General features: G+C 60.4%; 14 protein-coding genes. 8 read left to right on the forward strand and 6 right to left on the reverse strand.

Annotated elements, in window-relative coordinates; genetic code table 11:
- Window positions 1–43 precede the first annotated feature (43 nt).
- The 4 genes from GGD50_RS13905 to GGD50_RS13920 form a co-directional block, all read right to left on the reverse strand.
- Window positions 44–994 carry a sugar-binding transcriptional regulator gene (locus tag GGD50_RS13905; protein WP_183937833.1) on the reverse strand — a complete coding sequence of 317 codons (951 nt, stop codon included), beginning with the start codon at window positions 992–994 and terminating at the stop codon, window positions 44–46.
- A 174-nt stretch (window positions 995–1,168) separates the two neighbouring features.
- Window positions 1,169–2,101, reverse strand: coding sequence for a sugar phosphate isomerase/epimerase family protein (locus GGD50_RS13910; RefSeq protein WP_183937835.1), 933 nt, complete (start codon window positions 2,099–2,101; stop codon window positions 1,169–1,171).
- A gap of 27 nt (window positions 2,102–2,128) precedes the next feature.
- Complete coding sequence (locus tag GGD50_RS13915) at window positions 2,129–3,640, reverse strand: glycerol-3-phosphate dehydrogenase (RefSeq protein WP_183937837.1); 1,512 nt, start codon at window positions 3,638–3,640, stop codon at window positions 2,129–2,131.
- A gap of 49 nt (window positions 3,641–3,689) precedes the next feature.
- Window positions 3,690–5,243 (reverse strand): FGGY-family carbohydrate kinase, encoded by a 1,554-nt coding sequence (locus GGD50_RS13920; protein WP_183937839.1) that lies wholly within the window; start codon window positions 5,241–5,243, stop codon window positions 3,690–3,692.
- 864 nt (window positions 5,244–6,107) lie between these two features.
- On the opposite strand from GGD50_RS13920, the gene GGD50_RS13925 reads away from it, so the two are divergent.
- The 7 genes from GGD50_RS13925 to GGD50_RS13955 all read left to right on the forward strand — a co-directional run bounded on the left by GGD50_RS13925 (window position 6,108) and on the right by GGD50_RS13955 (window position 14,831).
- Window positions 6,108–6,755, forward strand: coding sequence for a DUF2291 domain-containing protein (locus GGD50_RS13925; protein WP_183937841.1), 648 nt, complete (start codon window positions 6,108–6,110; stop codon window positions 6,753–6,755).
- Complete coding sequence (locus GGD50_RS13930) at window positions 6,752–8,296, forward strand: sugar ABC transporter ATP-binding protein (RefSeq protein ID WP_183937843.1); 1,545 nt, start codon at window positions 6,752–6,754, stop codon at window positions 8,294–8,296. The genes GGD50_RS13925 and GGD50_RS13930 overlap by 4 nt, the downstream gene beginning before the upstream one ends.
- A gap of 23 nt (window positions 8,297–8,319) precedes the next feature.
- Window positions 8,320–9,372: an ABC transporter permease gene (locus tag GGD50_RS13935; protein ID WP_183937845.1), complete on the forward strand. Its 1,053-nt coding sequence runs from the start codon at window positions 8,320–8,322 to the stop codon at window positions 9,370–9,372.
- A gap of 113 nt (window positions 9,373–9,485) precedes the next feature.
- The gene (locus tag GGD50_RS13940; protein WP_183937847.1) at window positions 9,486–10,433 is read left to right on the forward strand and encodes a D-ribose ABC transporter substrate-binding protein; all 948 of its coding nucleotides are present in this window, start codon (window positions 9,486–9,488) and stop codon (window positions 10,431–10,433) included.
- Between the two features lie 172 nt (window positions 10,434–10,605).
- Window positions 10,606–11,448, forward strand: a complete 843-nt coding sequence (locus tag GGD50_RS13945) for a DeoR family transcriptional regulator (RefSeq protein WP_183937849.1) — start codon at window positions 10,606–10,608, stop codon at window positions 11,446–11,448.
- 90 nt (window positions 11,449–11,538) lie between these two features.
- Window positions 11,539–13,068 (forward strand): FGGY-family carbohydrate kinase, encoded by a 1,530-nt coding sequence (locus tag GGD50_RS13950; protein ID WP_183937851.1) that lies wholly within the window; start codon window positions 11,539–11,541, stop codon window positions 13,066–13,068.
- A 23-nt stretch (window positions 13,069–13,091) separates the two neighbouring features.
- The gene (locus GGD50_RS13955) at window positions 13,092–14,831 is read left to right on the forward strand and encodes a glycerol-3-phosphate dehydrogenase/oxidase (protein ID WP_183937853.1); all 1,740 of its coding nucleotides are present in this window, start codon (window positions 13,092–13,094) and stop codon (window positions 14,829–14,831) included.
- 44 nt (window positions 14,832–14,875) lie between these two features.
- Here GGD50_RS13955 and GGD50_RS13960 read toward each other — a convergent pair whose 3' ends face one another.
- The gene (locus GGD50_RS13960; RefSeq protein ID WP_183937855.1) at window positions 14,876–15,637 is read right to left on the reverse strand and encodes a class II aldolase/adducin family protein; all 762 of its coding nucleotides are present in this window, start codon (window positions 15,635–15,637) and stop codon (window positions 14,876–14,878) included.
- The gene (locus GGD50_RS13965) at window positions 15,634–16,770 is read right to left on the reverse strand and encodes a TauD/TfdA family dioxygenase (protein ID WP_183937857.1); all 1,137 of its coding nucleotides are present in this window, start codon (window positions 16,768–16,770) and stop codon (window positions 15,634–15,636) included. Before GGD50_RS13965 ends, GGD50_RS13960 begins: the two co-directional genes overlap by 4 nt.
- 130 nt (window positions 16,771–16,900) lie before the next feature.
- On the opposite strand from GGD50_RS13965, the gene GGD50_RS13970 reads away from it, so the two are divergent.
- Entirely contained in the window at window positions 16,901–17,803 is a 903-nt protein-coding gene (locus tag GGD50_RS13970; protein ID WP_183937859.1) for a LysR substrate-binding domain-containing protein, read from the forward strand.
- Window positions 17,804–17,847: the final 44 nt, after the last annotated feature.

Consider the following 17,847-nt stretch of genomic DNA (forward strand, 5'->3'; position numbering starts at 1 on the left):
TTATCACATGATTCCACATTAATTTTGTTAGTTTGTTATAATTTTATGTGGCGTGAGACGGCCCCAGAAGCGCCTGGGCCGTTCGTTCGTCGGTAATCAGGCCGTAGAGACACCGGCTTTTGAGGACCGCGCGGATGGCCTCCGCCTTTGCAACGCCGCCGGCCAAGGCGACCAGCCTTTCCTTCTTCGATTTAGGCAAGGAAGCCGACAGCGTTCTCGCCGTCAGCGTCGTCTCGAGAATGCGTCCGTCAGCATCGAAGAAATGCCCGAGTATTTCGCCTACACCGCCCGCGGCCGCGATCTCCGCGATCTCGCGCGGCTCCACCATGCCGGAGAGGACAAGCTGTGCATCGGTATCGACTGTGCCAAGACCGACGAGCTTCAGGTCGGCGTTGTTTGCGAGATCGAACACTTCCTTGACGCCACGCTGAGCAAGCATCACTTCGCGGTCCTCGCCGGTATTGGCGAAAAAAGGCACGGGCATCATATAGGCGTGCGCGCCGGTCTTTTCGGCGATGCGGTGCATCACATCATAGGGATTGGCCACGTAGTTTCTTGACAGGCCGCCGAGCATCGAGACAAATCGCAGCCCCTTCGCGTTCAAACGCGGCATGTGGTGCACGGCCGACGATAATGTCCGGCCATGGCCGAGACCGATGACCTTGTTGTCGCCGCGTTCGATTTCCCGCTTCAGGAAGCCGGCACCGGCCTGGCCGAGGGCGCGAAACTCGAAGCCCTCTTCGCCGAGATCCGGTGCTACCTCGCAATATTGCAGGCCGAAACGTTCCGCCAGACGGGTTTCAAGCTCCACGCATTCGACGATATCGCCGTCGATCGTCACCTTGACGACGCCATCGGCAACCGCCCGTGCGATCAAGCGGTGCGCCTTGACGGAAGGGACGCCAAGGCGTTTGGCGACCTCCGACTGTGTCAGTCCGCCGGCATAGTGCAGCCAGGCAGCACGCACCGCGAGCGACTCATCCGCATCGGCCATCGATTGTCCCCTTCCATTCAGTCCTGCGTTTCACCCAAGGTCGCCCTTTCTCCGGTAGCACCGTTCGATGCCGGCCCATAAAGGCTTCGTTGCTGTTACGGCATCGGTGCTCGACCAAGAATCAAATGCGATGCCGTAACGTTGATGTCCTAAAGCCTTGCCGGGTTCTTGCAACTAGATGCGGAGGCTGCCTGCGCCGGTGTCGATGTGAGGCGCCCAGAAGGCGATGCTTTCAGCGATTTGCGAAACAACTTGACGATCATTGGGTTCGCGCTCCTTGAACGACAGTTCGAGGCAGATCTCGTTGTCCTCAGCGCCGCCCTCGGTGAATGCCTGCAGCAATGGCGAGGGCTGGATACGGCCCCTGGCGTTGAATTCTGCCGTGAATGGCCGATGCCCGCCCTTGTCCATCAGGCTTTGCTTGATGTGGATGATCGGAGAAACCTTGGGAACGGCGCGCGCCCAGGCATAAGGATCATAATCGTCGGGATTTGCCGATGTGACATCGCCATGATCAATGTCGGCCATCATCCACATCGGCACCGCGAGATCGGCAGCCGTCAGGCGGTCCTGCAGCGCAATACATTCATTGATCGTCTCACCGAACTCGCGGCCGATGCTCATCGGCTCCCAGAACACATAGGAAAGGCCGGCTGAACGGGCGTGTTCGGCAACCTCAGCCCAACAATCGATCGCGATCTGGGTAAGGTTCTCCCGCTGTGCCGGATCGTCGAAATCCTTGTAGGTGAAGATGGCGAATTGTGTGCCGACCGACTGGCCGCCGAGATCGGCGATGATGTCGGCGAAGGTCTTGAACCAGTCGACGTAGTAGCGTCGGACATCGGCGTCGGGGTGGCCGAAATGATTGAGACGCCCATAGGGACCGGTCATGCCTGAAGTTACGCGAACGCCGGTGCGCTCCAACGCGGCTCGCATCGTACGGGTCAGCTTCCGGATCACCGCCGCCTGCCAGCTCGGATTGATGAATTCATGCGTCAGTTGCAGATCGCGGATCCGGAGATCGCGTGCAACCGTCTCGATGAGATCGTCCGGCTCGGCAAAACGGTTCACCAGCGGATTGGTGTTGAGTGAAAGTGTCAATGGCATGGGCGGCTCCTCGGATGCGCGGATATCTCAGGCGGCCAAAGCCAGTTCGCTCTCGAACCAAGCCGAGAAATCCGCTTTCTCCTTGGCGGTCATATGCAGGCCTTCCTTGGTGCGTCTCAGGAGAACGTCGTCCACGGTCTGCGCCCATTCGTAGGCAACGAGGTAGCGGACCTCTTTCTCATAGAGGTTGCCGCCGAAATGGCGTCCGAGGCCGGCAAGCGAGGCCGCTTCGCCTACGATGTTCCTGGTCCGCGCGCCATATAGGTGCCCGTAGTGGTTCACGAGCGCGCGCGGCATCCAGGGATAGGCCTCGCGCAGTGTGTCGGTGAAGCTGGCATAATCGGCATTCGGAATGTCGCCGCCGGGCAATGTCGCAGCACGGGTCCAGTCGCTGCCCATCTTGGGGAAGAATTTGGCGAGCCTCTGCAGGGCGTGTTCGGACAGCTTGCGGAACGTCGTGATCTTGCCGCCGAAAACATTGAGCATCGGTGCGCCGCCGGTTTCGTCGAGGTCGAAGACATAGTCGCGCGTCACGGCGGAAGGATTGCCCTGACCGTCGTCGAACAGTGGCCGAACGCCGGAGAAGCTTGAGATCACGTCGGAACGGCGCAATTTCTCCTTGAAATAGCGGTTCACGGCGGCGATCAGATAGTCCATCTCCTGCTCGTCGGCTTTCACCTCTTCCGGCTTGCCCTCGTAGGGAATATCGGTGGTGCCGATCAGGGCCATGTCGCCTTCATAGGGGTTGATGAAGATCACGCGCCGGTCATGGTTCTGGACCAGATAGGCATGCTGACCGCTCCAGAATTTCGGGACGATGATATGGCTGCCCTTCACGAGCCGGACCTTGCGGTGGCTGTTGGAGCCGGCGACACGGCCGATGATATCGTTGACCCAGGGGCCTGCGGCGTTCACAAGAGCGCGTGCCCGCACCGTGCGGAGGTCGCCGGAACGCTGGTCGCGCATCTGGACGAGCCAACTGCCATTGTCGCGCCGGGCGCTGATGCAGGCGGTGCGCGTCAGGATCTTGGCACCCTTCTCAGCGGCATCGAGGGCGTTCAGCAACACGAGCCGCGCATCGTCGACCCAGCAATCGGAATATTCGAAACCCCTCTTATATTGATCGACGATCGGCGTGCCTTCCGGATCCCGGCTGAGATCGAGGGAGCGGGTGCCGGGCAATCGCTTGCGGCCACCCAGATGGTCGTAGAGGAAGAGGCCGAGGCGGACGAGCCAAGCGGGGCGATCCGTCGGGCTGTGCGGCAGCACGAAACGCATTGGCCAGATGATGTGACTTGCGGAATTCAGCAGCACTTCGCGCTCGATCAGGGCTTCGCGCACCAGGCGGAATTCATAATATTCAAGATAGCGCAGACCGCCGTGGACGAGCTTCCCGGATCGGGACGACGTGCCTTCGGCCAGATCATCCTTTTCGCAGAGCATGACGGAGAGACCCCGACCGGCTGCGTCCCGGGCGATGCCGGCGCCGTTGATGCCGCCTCCGATCACGAAGAGATCGAGGATTTCGGATTCAGTCATTTCATGCTCCTTCGGATGCCGTGCGCATCAAAAATCATCTCTCTTGCCCCTATGGCTGCGTCGCGAGCTTGTCCCATGCGGGTGCGATCGCCTGCCGCACGTCCAGATAGGCTGGGAACAATCGATCGTAGCGGCGCGCCTGTTCCGCATCGGGCGCTTCGGCTTCGCCGAGCAGCGGGGTGACCCATTCGGCAATGCAGTCGTCCATGGTCGCATAGGCGCCGATTGCGACCGCGGCCATCATGGCAACACCGGCAGCTCCCGCCTCCTGGCGTTCGGAAATCCGGACCGGCGCGCTGATGGCGGCCGAGAGCGATTGCCGTAGCGCGCGGCTTCGCGCGGCTCCGCCGGTCATTCGCAGCTCAAGCGGCATATCGCCCATCGCCGCGTAGCAATCGCGCGTCGCCATGCCGAGGCCTTCGACCACGGCGCGAACCAGGTCTGGGAAGCCGTGGCGGATGGAGAGCCCGGTAAAACCGGCGCGCGCGTGGGCGTTGACGAAGGGTCCGCGTTCTCCCGCCTCAGAAACATAGGGGTGATAGAGAATGGAGCCGGGGCGGCTTTCAGCGAACCATGTGTCGATCCGGGAAATGAGGTCCGAGGCGGCAACGGGCTTGCCCGCCTCCGACATCAGGTCGGCGGCGATCTGCAGAATCCAGTCGATATTGATCGTCGCGCCCATATTGGTCTGAACCTGGGTGACGATGCCGGGGATCGGTAGGGCGATCACATAGCCGGTGCCCTCGGCATTGAGCTGGACGTCGGAGACCGCCTTGGCGCGCATGTGCACGCCCGTCGAACCGATCGTCGAGCAGGCGGCGTTCTGGCCTGCGGTTCGCACTCCGGCGCCGAGTGCCGTCATGACCATATCGACGTAGCCGAGACAGACCGGCGTGCCGGCCAAAAGGCCGGTCGCGCTTGCTGCACCCGCCGACAGCGGATGCGTGATCTCCGTTCCCTCTATGATTTCGGGCAGAAGGGATTCTCGATGATTGAGGCCGAGCGTGTCGAGGACGACGGAATCGTACTGGCGCGTGCGGAAATTGCCGAAGGTGAAGCTTGCCTCGGACGGATCGGTTGCGCGGACGCCGGTGAGATTGAGGTAGAGCCAATCCTTGCAATGAAGGGCCGTCTCGGCTCGATCCAGAAGCTCCGGCATATAGCGGTCCATATGCGCGAGCTGCGGGCCTTGTTGGCAGGTGTTGAGCCCTGTGCCGGTTGCCTCGAAGCGGGCGCGATTATTGGGATGGCCGTTCAGGCGGCTGACCGTCGAAGCGGCCCTTGCATCGAGCCAAAGCCAGGCATCGCCGACGGGGACATTGCCGGAGCCGACGAGCCAGGTGCCGTCGCCCTGACCGGTGACGCCGATGGCGGCGGTGCGCGCGGCAAGGTCGTTGACCTTTTCGACGAGCCCGCGCAGGGCGCTGACGCAGTCCGACCACGTGCGGTCAAGCGGCTGCGTAGCGGAACCATCATCCCCCATCGTATATTGATTGCGAGCCGAGGCGGCGGCGATCTGCCGGCCTGAAAGTTCGAAGGCGACGGCCTTGATAACGGATGTCCCCGCATCAATTCCGATAATGATCGGGTCGTTGCTAGGCATTGGGCGATAGCTCCCACGCACCGAGATCCGCCTCAGCGGCCAGTCCTTGTGTGAACTCCATTCCTTGCTCCTCCCCAATCGCCCGACCTGAGATCTTCACGGTCCATGCCGAAAACTGCTCCCACGGCGCGATCTTGATAAGCCGCATTCTCACGCTACAAATCGCAATCAGATTATAACATAGAAATCTCATATCGATCGTAATAATTTTCTAGCAATGTAATTTTTTTCATATAAAATAGGTCGTGTCAATTGTTGCGATCGCTCGAAGGTACGTGGATTCCGCGTGGGTGAACGCCGTGTGGCTTGGACACGTAGCGTTTGCAGCCCAAAATCCTGCCAATCGAAGCGCATGGTGGAATCGCGTCATATATTTTTGATATTTAACGATATTTTCTAAGAGAATTCATTCGGAAATGCTGAATTTAATGTTTCGAGCGCCAAGGCGCTGGCGGCAATGACAAATATGTCGGCTGCTGCAGTTTGTTCTACGGGGAACATGAGAGGAAGTTGCCGAGGGTGCCAGAGTGCAGTTGACACATTCGGAAAATTATAACATGCTTGGTGATGTTAATAACATTCTTATATCGTAACTGACGTCGCATGCCGTTGTTTACGAGGCCAGGCGATTGGGGGGAGACAAGCGCTGGCAACCGAGGAGGAACTTCGATGAGCTATTTCGTTTCGGTATACGGTTGGGCTTCATGGCGATGCCGTCGTGTCGATGGGCGAGGCCTATGTCGTTCCATCCGGGCAAGCCGACAGCGGCTTCGATGACCATCGTTTGCCAGCGAAAGTCGTTCGCTTTTTCCGTTTTCCTGCCAGCAGGGCAATCCGGCCGATAGCGCCGAAGGTCTTTCGAATATGAGTGCACAAATTCAAAACGCGGCCTCCAAGCCGAAATTCACATTGTGGGCGAGCGTGGCGGCGGCAGTGATCGTCATCGCGGCGATCGGCTTCGATACGACCATCGTCAAGATCGGCTCCGAAGACGATGTGCGCGAGCAGGCGTTTTCGCCGGAGGCTTACGGCGTCCAGGAGTTCCCGAAGGTGCAAGCAAATGTCGAGCAACGCGCCGTCGGCGCCGTCGATCTTGCCAATGCGATCGCGTCGGACAAGAAGGCGGCCGGCGACAAATATGGTGTTGCTACGAGCACTGGCCCGGTCATGCCGGTTTCGCTGACGGGCGTGTTTGGCGCCCGAAAGGCCAACTACAACGAGATCAAGGTGGATGGATTGCCGGCCGACGTCGTCGTGCGCGTCCAGACGGGGCCGGCCGTCAACGGCACGGACCTGCGCGACGCTACGGGCACTATCGAGTTCGGTCAGTTCACCAACCAGATCGAGTATCAGGATGCCGGTTCGGCAATCAACAACGAGATGAAAAAGGCCGTGCTCGCCGGTCTCGATGTTGAAAATCTCTCCGGCAAGACAGGAACGGTCGTCGGCGTCTTCAAGCTCATCAATCCGAAAAACTGGCTCGTCACGCCGGTGAAAGTCGAAGTCAAATGAGTGCGGCGCTGCAAAATGAGGGCGTACGCGGCGAGGTCGTTCTTGCTGCCCGCCACGTCACGAAATCCTATGGCAGCGTCCATGCCCTGAAGGGTGTCAATTTCGACATTCATCGTGGCCAGGTGACCACCCTGTTCGGCGAGAACGGAGCGGGCAAATCGACGCTGATGAAGATCCTCTCCGGCGTCGTCCAACCAAGCTCCGGCGAGATCGTCCTCGACGGCCAGCCGGTCTCGTTTTCTTCCTCCACCCATGCCCGCGAATGTGGCATCTCGATCATCCATCAGGAACTGAGCCTCGCTCCCAATCTCAATGTCCGCGACAATATTTTCATGGGCCGCGAGATCATCAAGAGCGGCGGCGTGGACTTTGCCGAGGAGGAACGCCAGACGCGGGCCTTGATGGCGGAACTCGAGGAGGAGATCGATCCGCTCACTCCCGTCGAGGATCTGCGCCTCGGCCAGCAGCAGATCGTTGAAATCGCCCGCGCTCTGTCGGTCAATTCGCGTATTCTCATCATGGATGAGCCCACTTCGGCGCTTAGCGCCAGCGAGGTGGAGGTTCTCTTCAAGGTCATTCGTGACCTGACAAGCCGCGGCGTCTCCATCGTCTATATCTCGCACCATCTCGAAGAGGCGCTGCAGATTACCCACCATGCCGTCGTGCTGCGCGATGGCAACATGACGGCTTATGCCGAGCGTAAGGACATCGATCTCGAATGGATCGTCCGCAACATGGTTGGCGAGAACTTCGATCTCGGCAGTCCGCCGACCGGCCATGAGATCGGCGAGGTCGCGCTGGCGCTTGAGGATTTGACCGTCCCCGGACCGTCCGGCGCCGCCTATAACGCAGTGGATCGTCTTTCGCTGCAGGTCCGTGCCGGCGAGATCATCTGCATATATGGTTTGATGGGCGCAGGGCGCACCGAACTGCTCGAATGCGTCGCCGGACGTCTTCGATCAAGTGGCGGCAGGGTTCTGCTTGAGGGCCGCGATGTCGGCAATCTCAACATCGCCGGACGCATCGCCAACGGCCTGGTGCTGGTGCCTGAAGATCGCCAGCGCGACGGCCTCGTCCAAACAATGACAGTCGGCTCCAACCTTTCGCTCGCCAGCATCGCCGCATTCACCAAGGGGTTGCTCACCTCCGGTGGGCGCGAGCGGGAGCTGGTGAACAACTCGATCCGCAAGGTTCATATCAAGACGGATGGTGGCGAGGCGGCGATCGGCTCTCTCTCGGGCGGCAACCAGCAGAAGGTCGTGATCGGCAAGATGCTGGCGACCGAACCCAAGGTCATGCTGCTCGACGAACCGAGCCGCGGCATCGATGTCGGCGCGAAAGCGGAAGTGTTCAAGCTTTTGGCCGAACGCGCCAAGCAGGGCCTGGCGGTGATCTATTCGACCTCGGAGGTCGGCGAATGCCTGAGCATCGCACACCGCATCATCGTCATGCATCGAGGCAGGATATCCGCCGAATTCGGTCCCGACGTCACCAAAGAAAAAATCATGGCCGCCTCAGGCGAAGCAGTGGTCGCGCACTAGCCGGCAATTATGGAGCGCTGATTATGTCAGTCACGAATGTCACAGGAAAGAAAGCGGTTGCGAACGGGCAGAAGCGGAACACCAATCCCATCCGGTTGATCCTCGAGGGCCGCGCGTTCTTCGCGCTGATCGTCATCATCGCAGTCTTTTCCTTTCTGTCGCCCTACTATTTCACGCTCAACAACTTCCTGATCATGGCCTCGCATGTCGCGATCTTCGGCATTCTGGCGATCGGCATGCTGCTCGTGATTCTGAATGGCGGCATCGACCTTTCCGTCGGCTCCACGCTCGGCCTTGCCGGCTGCATCGCCGGTTTCCTGATGCAAGGCGTCACGCTGTCGAGCCTCGGTGTCATCCTCTATCCGCCGGTCTGGGCTGTTGTCGTGATCACATGCGCGCTCGGCGCGTTGGTGGGCGCGGTAAACGGCGTGCTGATTGCTTATTTGCGGGTACCGGCCTTCGTGGCGTCGCTCGGTGTTCTCTACGTAGCGCGCGGCGTCGCGCTGCTGATGACCAACGGCCTGACCTACAACAATCTCGGCGGCCGTCCGGAACTCGGCAATACTGGCTTTGACTGGCTCGGCTTCAACCGCCTGGCAGGCATTCCGATCGGCGTCATCGTGTTGGCGGCGCTGGCCATCATTTGCGGCATCGTGCTGAGCCGCACCGCTTTCGGTCGCTGGCTCTATGCCTCCGGCGGCAATGAGCGTGCAGCCGATCTGTCTGGCGTGCCGGTCAAGCGGGTGAAGATCATCGTCTACGTTCTTTCCGGCGTCTGCGCCGCGATCTCCGGCCTCGTTCTGTCGTCGCAGCTCACCTCGGCCGGTCCGACAGCAGGCACGACCTATGAATTGACCGCAATCGCAGCCGTAGTGATCGGCGGCGCGGCGCTGACCGGTGGTCGGGGCACCGTTCGCGGCACGATGCTCGGCGCCTTCGTCATCGGCTTCCTGTCGGACGGTCTCGTCATCATCGGCGTGTCCGCCTACTGGCAAACCGTCTTTACTGGCGCAGTCATCGTGCTCGCGGTCCTCATGAACAGCATCCAATACGGGCGTCGGACCAAATCGGGCTGACGATCGCGACAGAACTTGTCCACGACGGCGGGCTGCTTCGAACAGCCGCCGATTGCGGAAAGCACCGCCGGCTCGCCGGCACAATCCGAGCTCATCAAATGGGAGAGAGACCAATGTTTAAAAAAGGCTTGCGCATTGTTATTACGGCAGTCGCGGTGGCGCCGCTTTTGACTGGAGCGGCATGGGCCGCTGGTCAGATGACGATCATCGTCAACGATCCGGCCAACCCTTACTGGCTGACGGAAGGCAATGTCGCAAAAGCGACGGCCGAAAAGCTGGGCTATACGGCAACCGTCAGTGCCCACAAAGGCGACACCAATACTGAAAGCAATTTGATCGACACGGCAATCACCAACAAATCCGTCGCCATCATCCTCGACCCGGCCAATGCCGACGGCTCGGTCGGCGCGGTGAAGAAGGCTGTGGCTGCCGGCATTCCGGTCTTGCTGGTCAACGCTGAAATCAACCAGGAAGGTCTCGCCAAGGCTCAGCTCGTCTCCAACAATGCGCAGGGTGCAGCACTTGGCGCCCAGCAATGGGTCGAAAGCGTCGGTGACAAGGGCAAGTATGCCGAACTGCTCGGCGCTCCGTCTGACAACAATGCCGCAACCCGCTCCAATGGTTACGAAACGGTGCTGACGCAGTATCCGGACCTGCAGAAGGTCGCGAAGGAAGTCGCCAACTGGGATCGCACCCAGGGCCATGACAAGATGCAATCCATGCTGCAGGCCAATCCCGACATTGTCGGCGTCATTTCCGGTAACGACGAAATGGCGCTCGGCGCGATCGCCGCGCTGAAGGAAGCCGGCAAGCTTGCCAAGATCAAGGTCGGCGGTTTCGACGGTTCGCCGGATGCGGTGGCCGCGATCAAGGCTGGCGAACTGCAGTACACCGTGCTGCAGCCGGTTGCGACCTTCTCTGCGGAAGCTGTCAAGCAGGCTGACAGCGTCATCAAGACGGGTAAGACCGGCGCCAAGAGCGAGAAGCAGCTTTTCGATTGCATCCTGATCACCAAGGACAACGTCGACAAGTACACGGCTCCGTTCGTTCTGTCGCAGTGACGACGACAGGGGGACGCCGGCAGCGGCGTCTCCCTCATCCGGCCGCCGGCGGTTCGCCGGGGGCAGCCAAGACATGCGCAATGCAAAGGGTTGTTCCATCTCCTCTTTTTGCCTTCGCACTGCATTCGCTGTACGAAACCGACATCGACGAGATTCAGCGGCAGGGGCCAAAGTGACACAGAAGACAAGCCTGGGAGCATCCCTTTTGGACGAATTGCCAAGCGACAGCCGGCACACCCGCCAGCTCGTTCGCCGGCAGATGATTGCCGAGGCCGTGATGACGGAAGGTTCCATGCGTATCGAGGATCTCACCGAGAGATTCGGCATCAGCCTGATGACCGCTCATCGGGATGTCGACGAACTCGTAAGCCGCGGTCTTTTCCGCAAGACGCGCGGCATCGTCACTGCCGCCGCGACCAGTCTCATTGAATCGAGCGATGTCTATCGTTCAAACCGGCAGGCGGCTGAAAAGAAAGCGATTGCGGCCGCGGCGATGCAGTTTGTCGAGCCGGGTCAGGCGATTTTCTTCGATGACTCGACGACCGTGCTGCAGATGGCAACCCATCTCTCCGCCAAGGTCCCGCTGACGGCCATCACCAACTCGCTGACCTTGATGAATACGCTCAAGGGAATGCATGACGTGACGCTTCTGGCGCTTGGCGGCCAGTATTATAGTTGGTGCAATGCCTTCATGGGCCGCATGACGATCAACGAAATCACCCGGTTGCGGGCCGATATCGCTTTCATTTCGATGTCGGCAATCACCGACGACATCGCTTTCCACCAGTCGCCGGAAATAGTCGATACGAAACGGGCGATGTTTGACTGCGCCGTCAAGCGCATCCTGCTTGCCGATCACACGAAATTCGAGCGGCGTGCGTTGCACAGCTTCGCGGCACTGAGCGAGTTTGATGCCGTGGTCGTCGATGACAAGACGCCTGCCATCCACATCGACCGCATGCGGTCCAAAGATATCAATGTCGTCATCGCCAAGGGCGATGGGGGCCGGTCATGAGGGTGGCGATGGCAGAAAGGCCCAAAAGCGGCCCGTCTGTTCGTAGACCGGATCATGCGTGCGGCCTTTCCACCATCCGGAGTCATAAGCATGCCGAGTCTGCTCGGAATTGACAGCGGTCTGACGGTCACGAAAGCCGTCATCTTCGACATCGACGGAACGCCGATTGCCGTGGCGCGCCGGCGCGTCACACAGTTCATACCGAAGGCCCGGCATATCGAACGCGATATGGATGAGCTCTGGACGGCGACGGCGGATGCAATCGCCGAGGCGATCAGTCTCAGCAAACGTCCCGCCTCCGATATCCAGGCGATCGCGGCAACCGCTCATGGCGACGGCATCTATATGCTCGATCGCGCCTGCAAGCCGTTGGGGCATGCGATCCTGTCGCTCGACAGCCGGGCGGGAGCTGTCGTCGATCGCTGGCTGGAAAGTCCGATTGCTGATGAAGCGATAGAGCTTACCGGGCAGTTGCCGCATGTCTCGGCACCGTCGGCACTGCTTGCCTGGATCAAGGAGAAGGAGCCGGCCCGTTTTGCGGAGATCGGCCATATCATGAGCTGCAAGGACTGGCTGTGCTTCTGCCTGACCGAGGTGATCGGTACGGATAGGACGGAAGCAAGTACCTCCTTTACCAATGTCCGAAGCCAGGAATATTCGCTGGACGCACTCGGGCTTTTCGGACTGGAAGCGTTGGCCGATGCCTTGCCGCCAGCTTCGCGTTCGGACGAGATCGTCGGTCATGTAACGCGAGCCGCAGCGGCGCGCACGGGGCTTGCCGAGGGAACGCCTGTCGTCGCCGGTCTGCACGATGTCACCGCATCGGCGCTCGGCGCGGGCGGTTACGCCTCCGGCGTGGTTGCGGTGATCGCCGGCACATATTCGATCAACGAAACCCTTTCCTCCGAGCCACGCGTCGACAGGCGCTGGTTCTGCCGCAATGCCATTGCGCCCGGTCAATGGAACAACATGTCGATCTCCCCGGCTTCGACGGCGAATTACGACTGGTTTCTCGACCGGCTTTGCGCCAGCGAACGCGCAGGCTGCGAAGCGTCTGGCGGATCGATCCATGCATTGCTGGCACCCGAGATAGAGGCGGCGTTCGGCCGCTCCTCGACGGCGCTTTTCCACCCCTATCTGTTCGGCTCACCCTATGGCGCCTCGGCAAGCGCCGGCTTCTTCGGTCTCGGCGGCTGGCATGATCGCGGCGACATGCTCCGGGCCGTGCTGGAGGGAATCGCCTTCAACCACAAAATCCACGTCGATGCGCTGAGTGACCGTTTCGCCTTCGGGGAGGCAAGGCTTGCGGGCGGCATTTCCCGCAATCCGAGGGTCGTCCAGATGTTCGCCGATGTTCTTGGAATGCCGGTGACGGTGACGGAAACTGACGAGGCGGCAGCGTGGGGAGCGGCCCTCTGCGCCGGCGCGGGTGTCGGGCTTTATGACGGCCCGCAGAACGATCCGCGCAATGTCGGCGCGATTGCCAGGACTTGTTATCCCGATGCGGGCCGCAGCGCCGACTATCGCGTGCGCTACGATCTTTTCAAGGAGATCGCCGAGGCCATGGCGCCGCTCTGGCCGAAGATCGGCGGCCTCGTGCCGGCGGATGCCGCAAACTAGAGTTTCAGCAGGACCATGACGTCATGACCGATACCGCCGCCGATCTGGACCAACGCTTTTCGAGACTGCAGGATGGCGACATCGATGTCGTCATCCTCGGGGCGGGCGTGAACGGCGCCGGACTGTTTCGCGATCTTGCAATCCAGGGCATCGACTGCCTCATCGTCGACAAGTCCGATTTTGGTTCCGGCACCAGTGCCGCCCCGTCGCGGCTCATTCATGGCGGATTGAAATATCTGGAGACCGGCGAATTCGGATTGGTCGCGCAGTCGACGCTTGAACGCAATCTGCTCTTGAGGAATGCGCCGCATTGCGTCGAGGCGCTGCCGACCTTCGTTCCGATCTTTTCCTGGACCCGCGGCATATGGGCGGCGTTGCGCACGCTCACCGGCTCGACCACCGCGCCGAGGAGCCGCGGCGCGGTCCTCATCAAGATCGGGCTCGCGCTCTATGATTTCTTCGGGTCGCGCGGCCGCGTCATGCCCCGCCACAGGTTCGTCTTCAAGGGTCGGGCGCTGAAGGAGATGCCGCATGTCACGCCGAAAATCGTCGCCGGCGGCATTTATTACGACGCCAAGATCAGCAGGCCGGAGCGGCTCGTCTATGAGCTCGTGAAGGATGGGCTGGAGGCCAACGGTAATGCGCTCGCCGCCAATTCCACGACGCTGATCTCGTCATCGAACGGGACGCTCACCTTCCGCCGACCGGACGACAGCGCGTTCTCCGTCAGGCCGAAGCTTGTGATCAACGCTGCCGGCCCCTGGATCGATCGTGTCAACGAAACGCTCGGCGCGTCCTCGCATCTGATCGGCGGCACAAAAGGCTCGCACATCCTGCTCGACCATCCGGAGCTGGTGCGTAGCCTGAACGGCCATATGATCTATTTCGAAGCCGACGACGGCCGCATTTGCCTGGTCTATGGCTATCTCGGTCTTGCCCTTGTCGGCTCCACCGATATTCCAAGCGCCGATCCGGACAATGTGCGCTGCGAGGAGCCGGAGCTCGATTATTTCCTAGAAAGCTTGAGGTCGCTGCTGCCAGGGCTGCAGTTCGATGAGAAGCAGGTCGTCTATACCTATAGCGGCATCCGCCCGCTGCCAGCTTCGGATGCGTCGTCGCCTGGGCTGATCAGCCGTGACCATTCCGCCCCGGTGCTGGAGCCGCAGGCAGGACGCCCGTTCGCGATCATCTCGCTTGTGGGCGGAAAGTGGACCACCTTCCGCGGCTTTGCCGAAGAAGTCGCCGATACCGTGCTCAGCCGTTTCAAGCGGACACGACGCGTTTCCACCCAGCAGCTTGCAATCGGCGGCGGCAAGGATTTTCCTGCCAATCCCGGTGCAAGGAAGGAATGGGTGCGCACGGTTGCCGCCAGGACCGGTATCGATCCGAAGCGGGTCGGCGCGCTTCTGGCCCGCTACGGCACCACGGCCTCGGCAATCCTTGAGCATGGTTCTGCCTATAGCGACGCCGAGCGGCTTCCCGGCGCTTCGCATTACAGCTTTCTCGAAATCGACTGGATCGCGCGCCGCGAGCTTGTCGTGCATCTGTCTGACATTGTCTTCCGCCGCACCACGCTGGCCATCGAGGGCGCGCTGACGATGGAGGGGCTGCGCGCGGTCGGCACGATCGCCGCCGGCGCATTCGGATGGAGCGGGCAAAGATTGCAAGCCGAGATCGACGATGTGGTGAATTCGCTGGCGAAGTTCCATGGCCGCCGGCTGACCGATACGTCCGGCCAGCAGCCGGCGGAAGCACGGATATAAACCAATCCGGCCTCTTCGCGCGCGCCATGATGGAATTTCGCGCCCTACTCCCTGTAGGACGCATCCTTCCGGTCGAGCGTCGATTTGAGGTAATCGAAATGTGCGAATGCCATGCCCTTATAGGCATGCCAGCCTTCCGCGGTCTTGCGGGCGACATCGTCTGACAGGATGTTCAATGCCTGGCCGCTGGAATAGGCCAGCATCAGGGTTTTCGCAGCCTTTTCGAAGAAATAGAGATCCTCGAACGCTTCCGCGACGGTATCGCCGGTGCAGGTCACACCATGGTTGCCCATCATCAGGGTCTTGTTGCTGCCGAGAGACCGGGCCAGTCTTGCGCCTTCCTCGGCATCGTCGGCGATCCCTCCGAAACCGAGATCGATGCCAAGCGTGCCGAAAAAGCGCGCCGTATTGTTGTCGATCGGTTTCATTGACGGGTCCTTGAGCGTGGAAAGCGCCGTCGCATAGGGCGGATGGCAATGGAGCAGCACACGGACTTCGGGGCATTCTCGGTGGATTGTGCCATGAACAGTCCATGCAGATGGGTCTGGCGCATTATCACGATTCATAACCGTCCGATCATCCGCATCGAGCAACAAGAGATCGCTTGCCCGGATCGCCCCGAAGTGTTTCCATTTCGGGTTCATCAGGAACTGTTTGCCATCCGCCGATACGGCCGCGCTGAAGTGGTTGCCGACGGACTCGCTCCAGCCGAATTCGACGCAGAGACGAAAGGCGGCCGCCAGATCGATCCGCAATTGCGCGAGATCGTGACCGGCAATATCGGTGAGGGAGTTTCGTTCGTTCATTTGAACCGTCCTTCCGATGTCAGCGCGCGATAGGTGCTGCGCATCTCGCCGCGATCGGCGTAGCAGCCGCGCAGATAGCGGTCGCCGCTGGTTGCCGAATAGGCTGCCCGCCCATGCACGATGCGGTGATTGTCAAAGACGATGCATTCCGTGGCTTTGAGCGTGAAACGCATGAGATATTTGTCGGACTGCAGCATGCGGCCGAAACGGCAGAAGGCCGGATAATACCGATCCAGAAAAGTCTGCGGCAGGTCGAATATATCGGCCATGTGCTGGCTGATGGTGACTCCCGATACCTCGCCGTGCTCGTCCAGTTCGATGACCCTCTGCCGAGAGCGGACATCGTAGGTGTCATGTTCGCAATAATAGGGGATTTCCGTTTCCGTCAGGAGCTTGAAGTCCTCGGGAAACTCCGTCTTCAGATCGTTGGCGACGGCGGCGCCGTCGAGGAAGAGGTTCCTGCCACCTTCGACGCTATTGGCCCGGCAATGCAGGAATTGCATGCCCGGAGCCATTTCCTCCGCAGGCGTGTCGGTATGCAGTTCCAGAGCCTTTGCCGTATAGGCAAGGTTTGTCGGTTTGATATGCGTGCGGACGTCGAAATAATCGCCGAAGAATGTCGGGCGCATATGTCCCATCAGGCGCACCAGTTCTGTCAGTCCCTCGTTGCTGTCGGGCATGTCCGTCACGATCGCGACGCCCTCGACGATCAATGCCTCCAACCATTTGGCGACGGTCGACTGGTTGGCCAGAAGCTCCGGCTGCGAGAATCTGGCAATGGCGGCATAGTGATCCGAATACCATGGCCGTCGCGGAAGGTCCGCGGGATCGTGCCGGGGCTTGCCGCCGCTATATTGCTCCAGCAGACTCAGCGGATAACGGCTCTTGTGTCCGTCACCTTTCCAGACGATCTCCAGCGCATCGTCGACCACCGCGGCCTGCTCCGGTGCGGGCGCGCTGTCCAGATGGAAGATGTCGAACACGCGCTCGCGGGTCTGGCTGTCGAAGGATGTCGGGCAATTGTCCCGCAGCCAGTAATAGTTGAAGTAGCTTGCCGCCCCACCTGCCAGGCCGAGATGCAGGCCCTTATCGCCCAGTTTCACCGGTGACGTCTCCAAAAGGCCCGTGTCCATCTTACCCTCCTGCCTCCTTATGTTAATAATCGGCTTTCATCCCCAAAAGCCGTTGTTTATGGACAATAGAGCGGGTAGTCGCTAATCTGAAGATGGAAAAAAATGCAGATAACATAACTCAGAGATTATATTGGAAACTCGCCTGCCACCCCTCCGATTGCTGACGGTCTTCGAGATCGTGCTGCGGACAGGCGGCGCCCAGAAAGCTGCGTCGGAGCTGAATGTCACGCAACCGGCCGTGAGCCAGGCGCTCAAGGCCCTGGAAGATTATGTCGGCACACGCCTGCTTGATCGCAGCAAGCGCCCAGCAACGCTCACGGAAGCCGGAAGGATCCTGCAGGCAGGCGTTTCGGAGGGGCTTGGGCGCATTGCGGAGGCTTTCGTACAGATACGGTCGCTTCAGAATGCCGCCGAGCAATCCGTCACTGTTGCCTGCAGCGTCGGCACGGCGACTTACTGGCTCATGCCGCGGCTTGCAGATTTTTACAGTGAGCACCAGAACATTGCCGTGAACGTGCTGACAACAGCCGGCGCGCCGGAGTTCCAGCCTGGGGTGGATCTCGTCATCCGATACGGCACGGGCGATTGGAAGGACGGTCTAAGCGTCAAGCTCTTTGACGAAAGGGTCGTTCCCGTCTGCAGTCCGGTCGTTGCTGAACGGATCGAGGCCGAAGGTGGCCTGTCGGCCGCGACCTTGCTGCATGTTAGAAGCGACGATGATAGCTGGCTGACCTGGAAGGATTATCTCAGCCTCAACGGATTGCCGGAAAACCGCGCGCTCGGCCGTTATTTCACCAATTATGTCCAGGCGACGCAGGCGGCCTTGTCGGGGCAGGGCGTTCTGCTCGGATGGGAATCGAATGCGGGAGATCTCGTTCGCGAGGGGAGGCTCGTCGTGTTTGGCGCAACTGCCTATCATCCCAAGGAAGCCTTCTTCCTCGTTTCTCCCGCGGTGCCGCAGCGCAGGGCGGCGGTGCGGCTTCTGACGGAGTGGATCATCGGTCACGGAAACGGCGCGACCACTTTGAGCTGAGCGGCGGCCTTCCGCAGACGCACAAAAACACTGTCCGCAAAACC

It is taken from the genome of Martinezella paranaensis (assembly GCF_014200235.1).
Lineage (GTDB): Bacteria > Pseudomonadota > Alphaproteobacteria > Rhizobiales > Rhizobiaceae > Rhizobium > Rhizobium paranaense.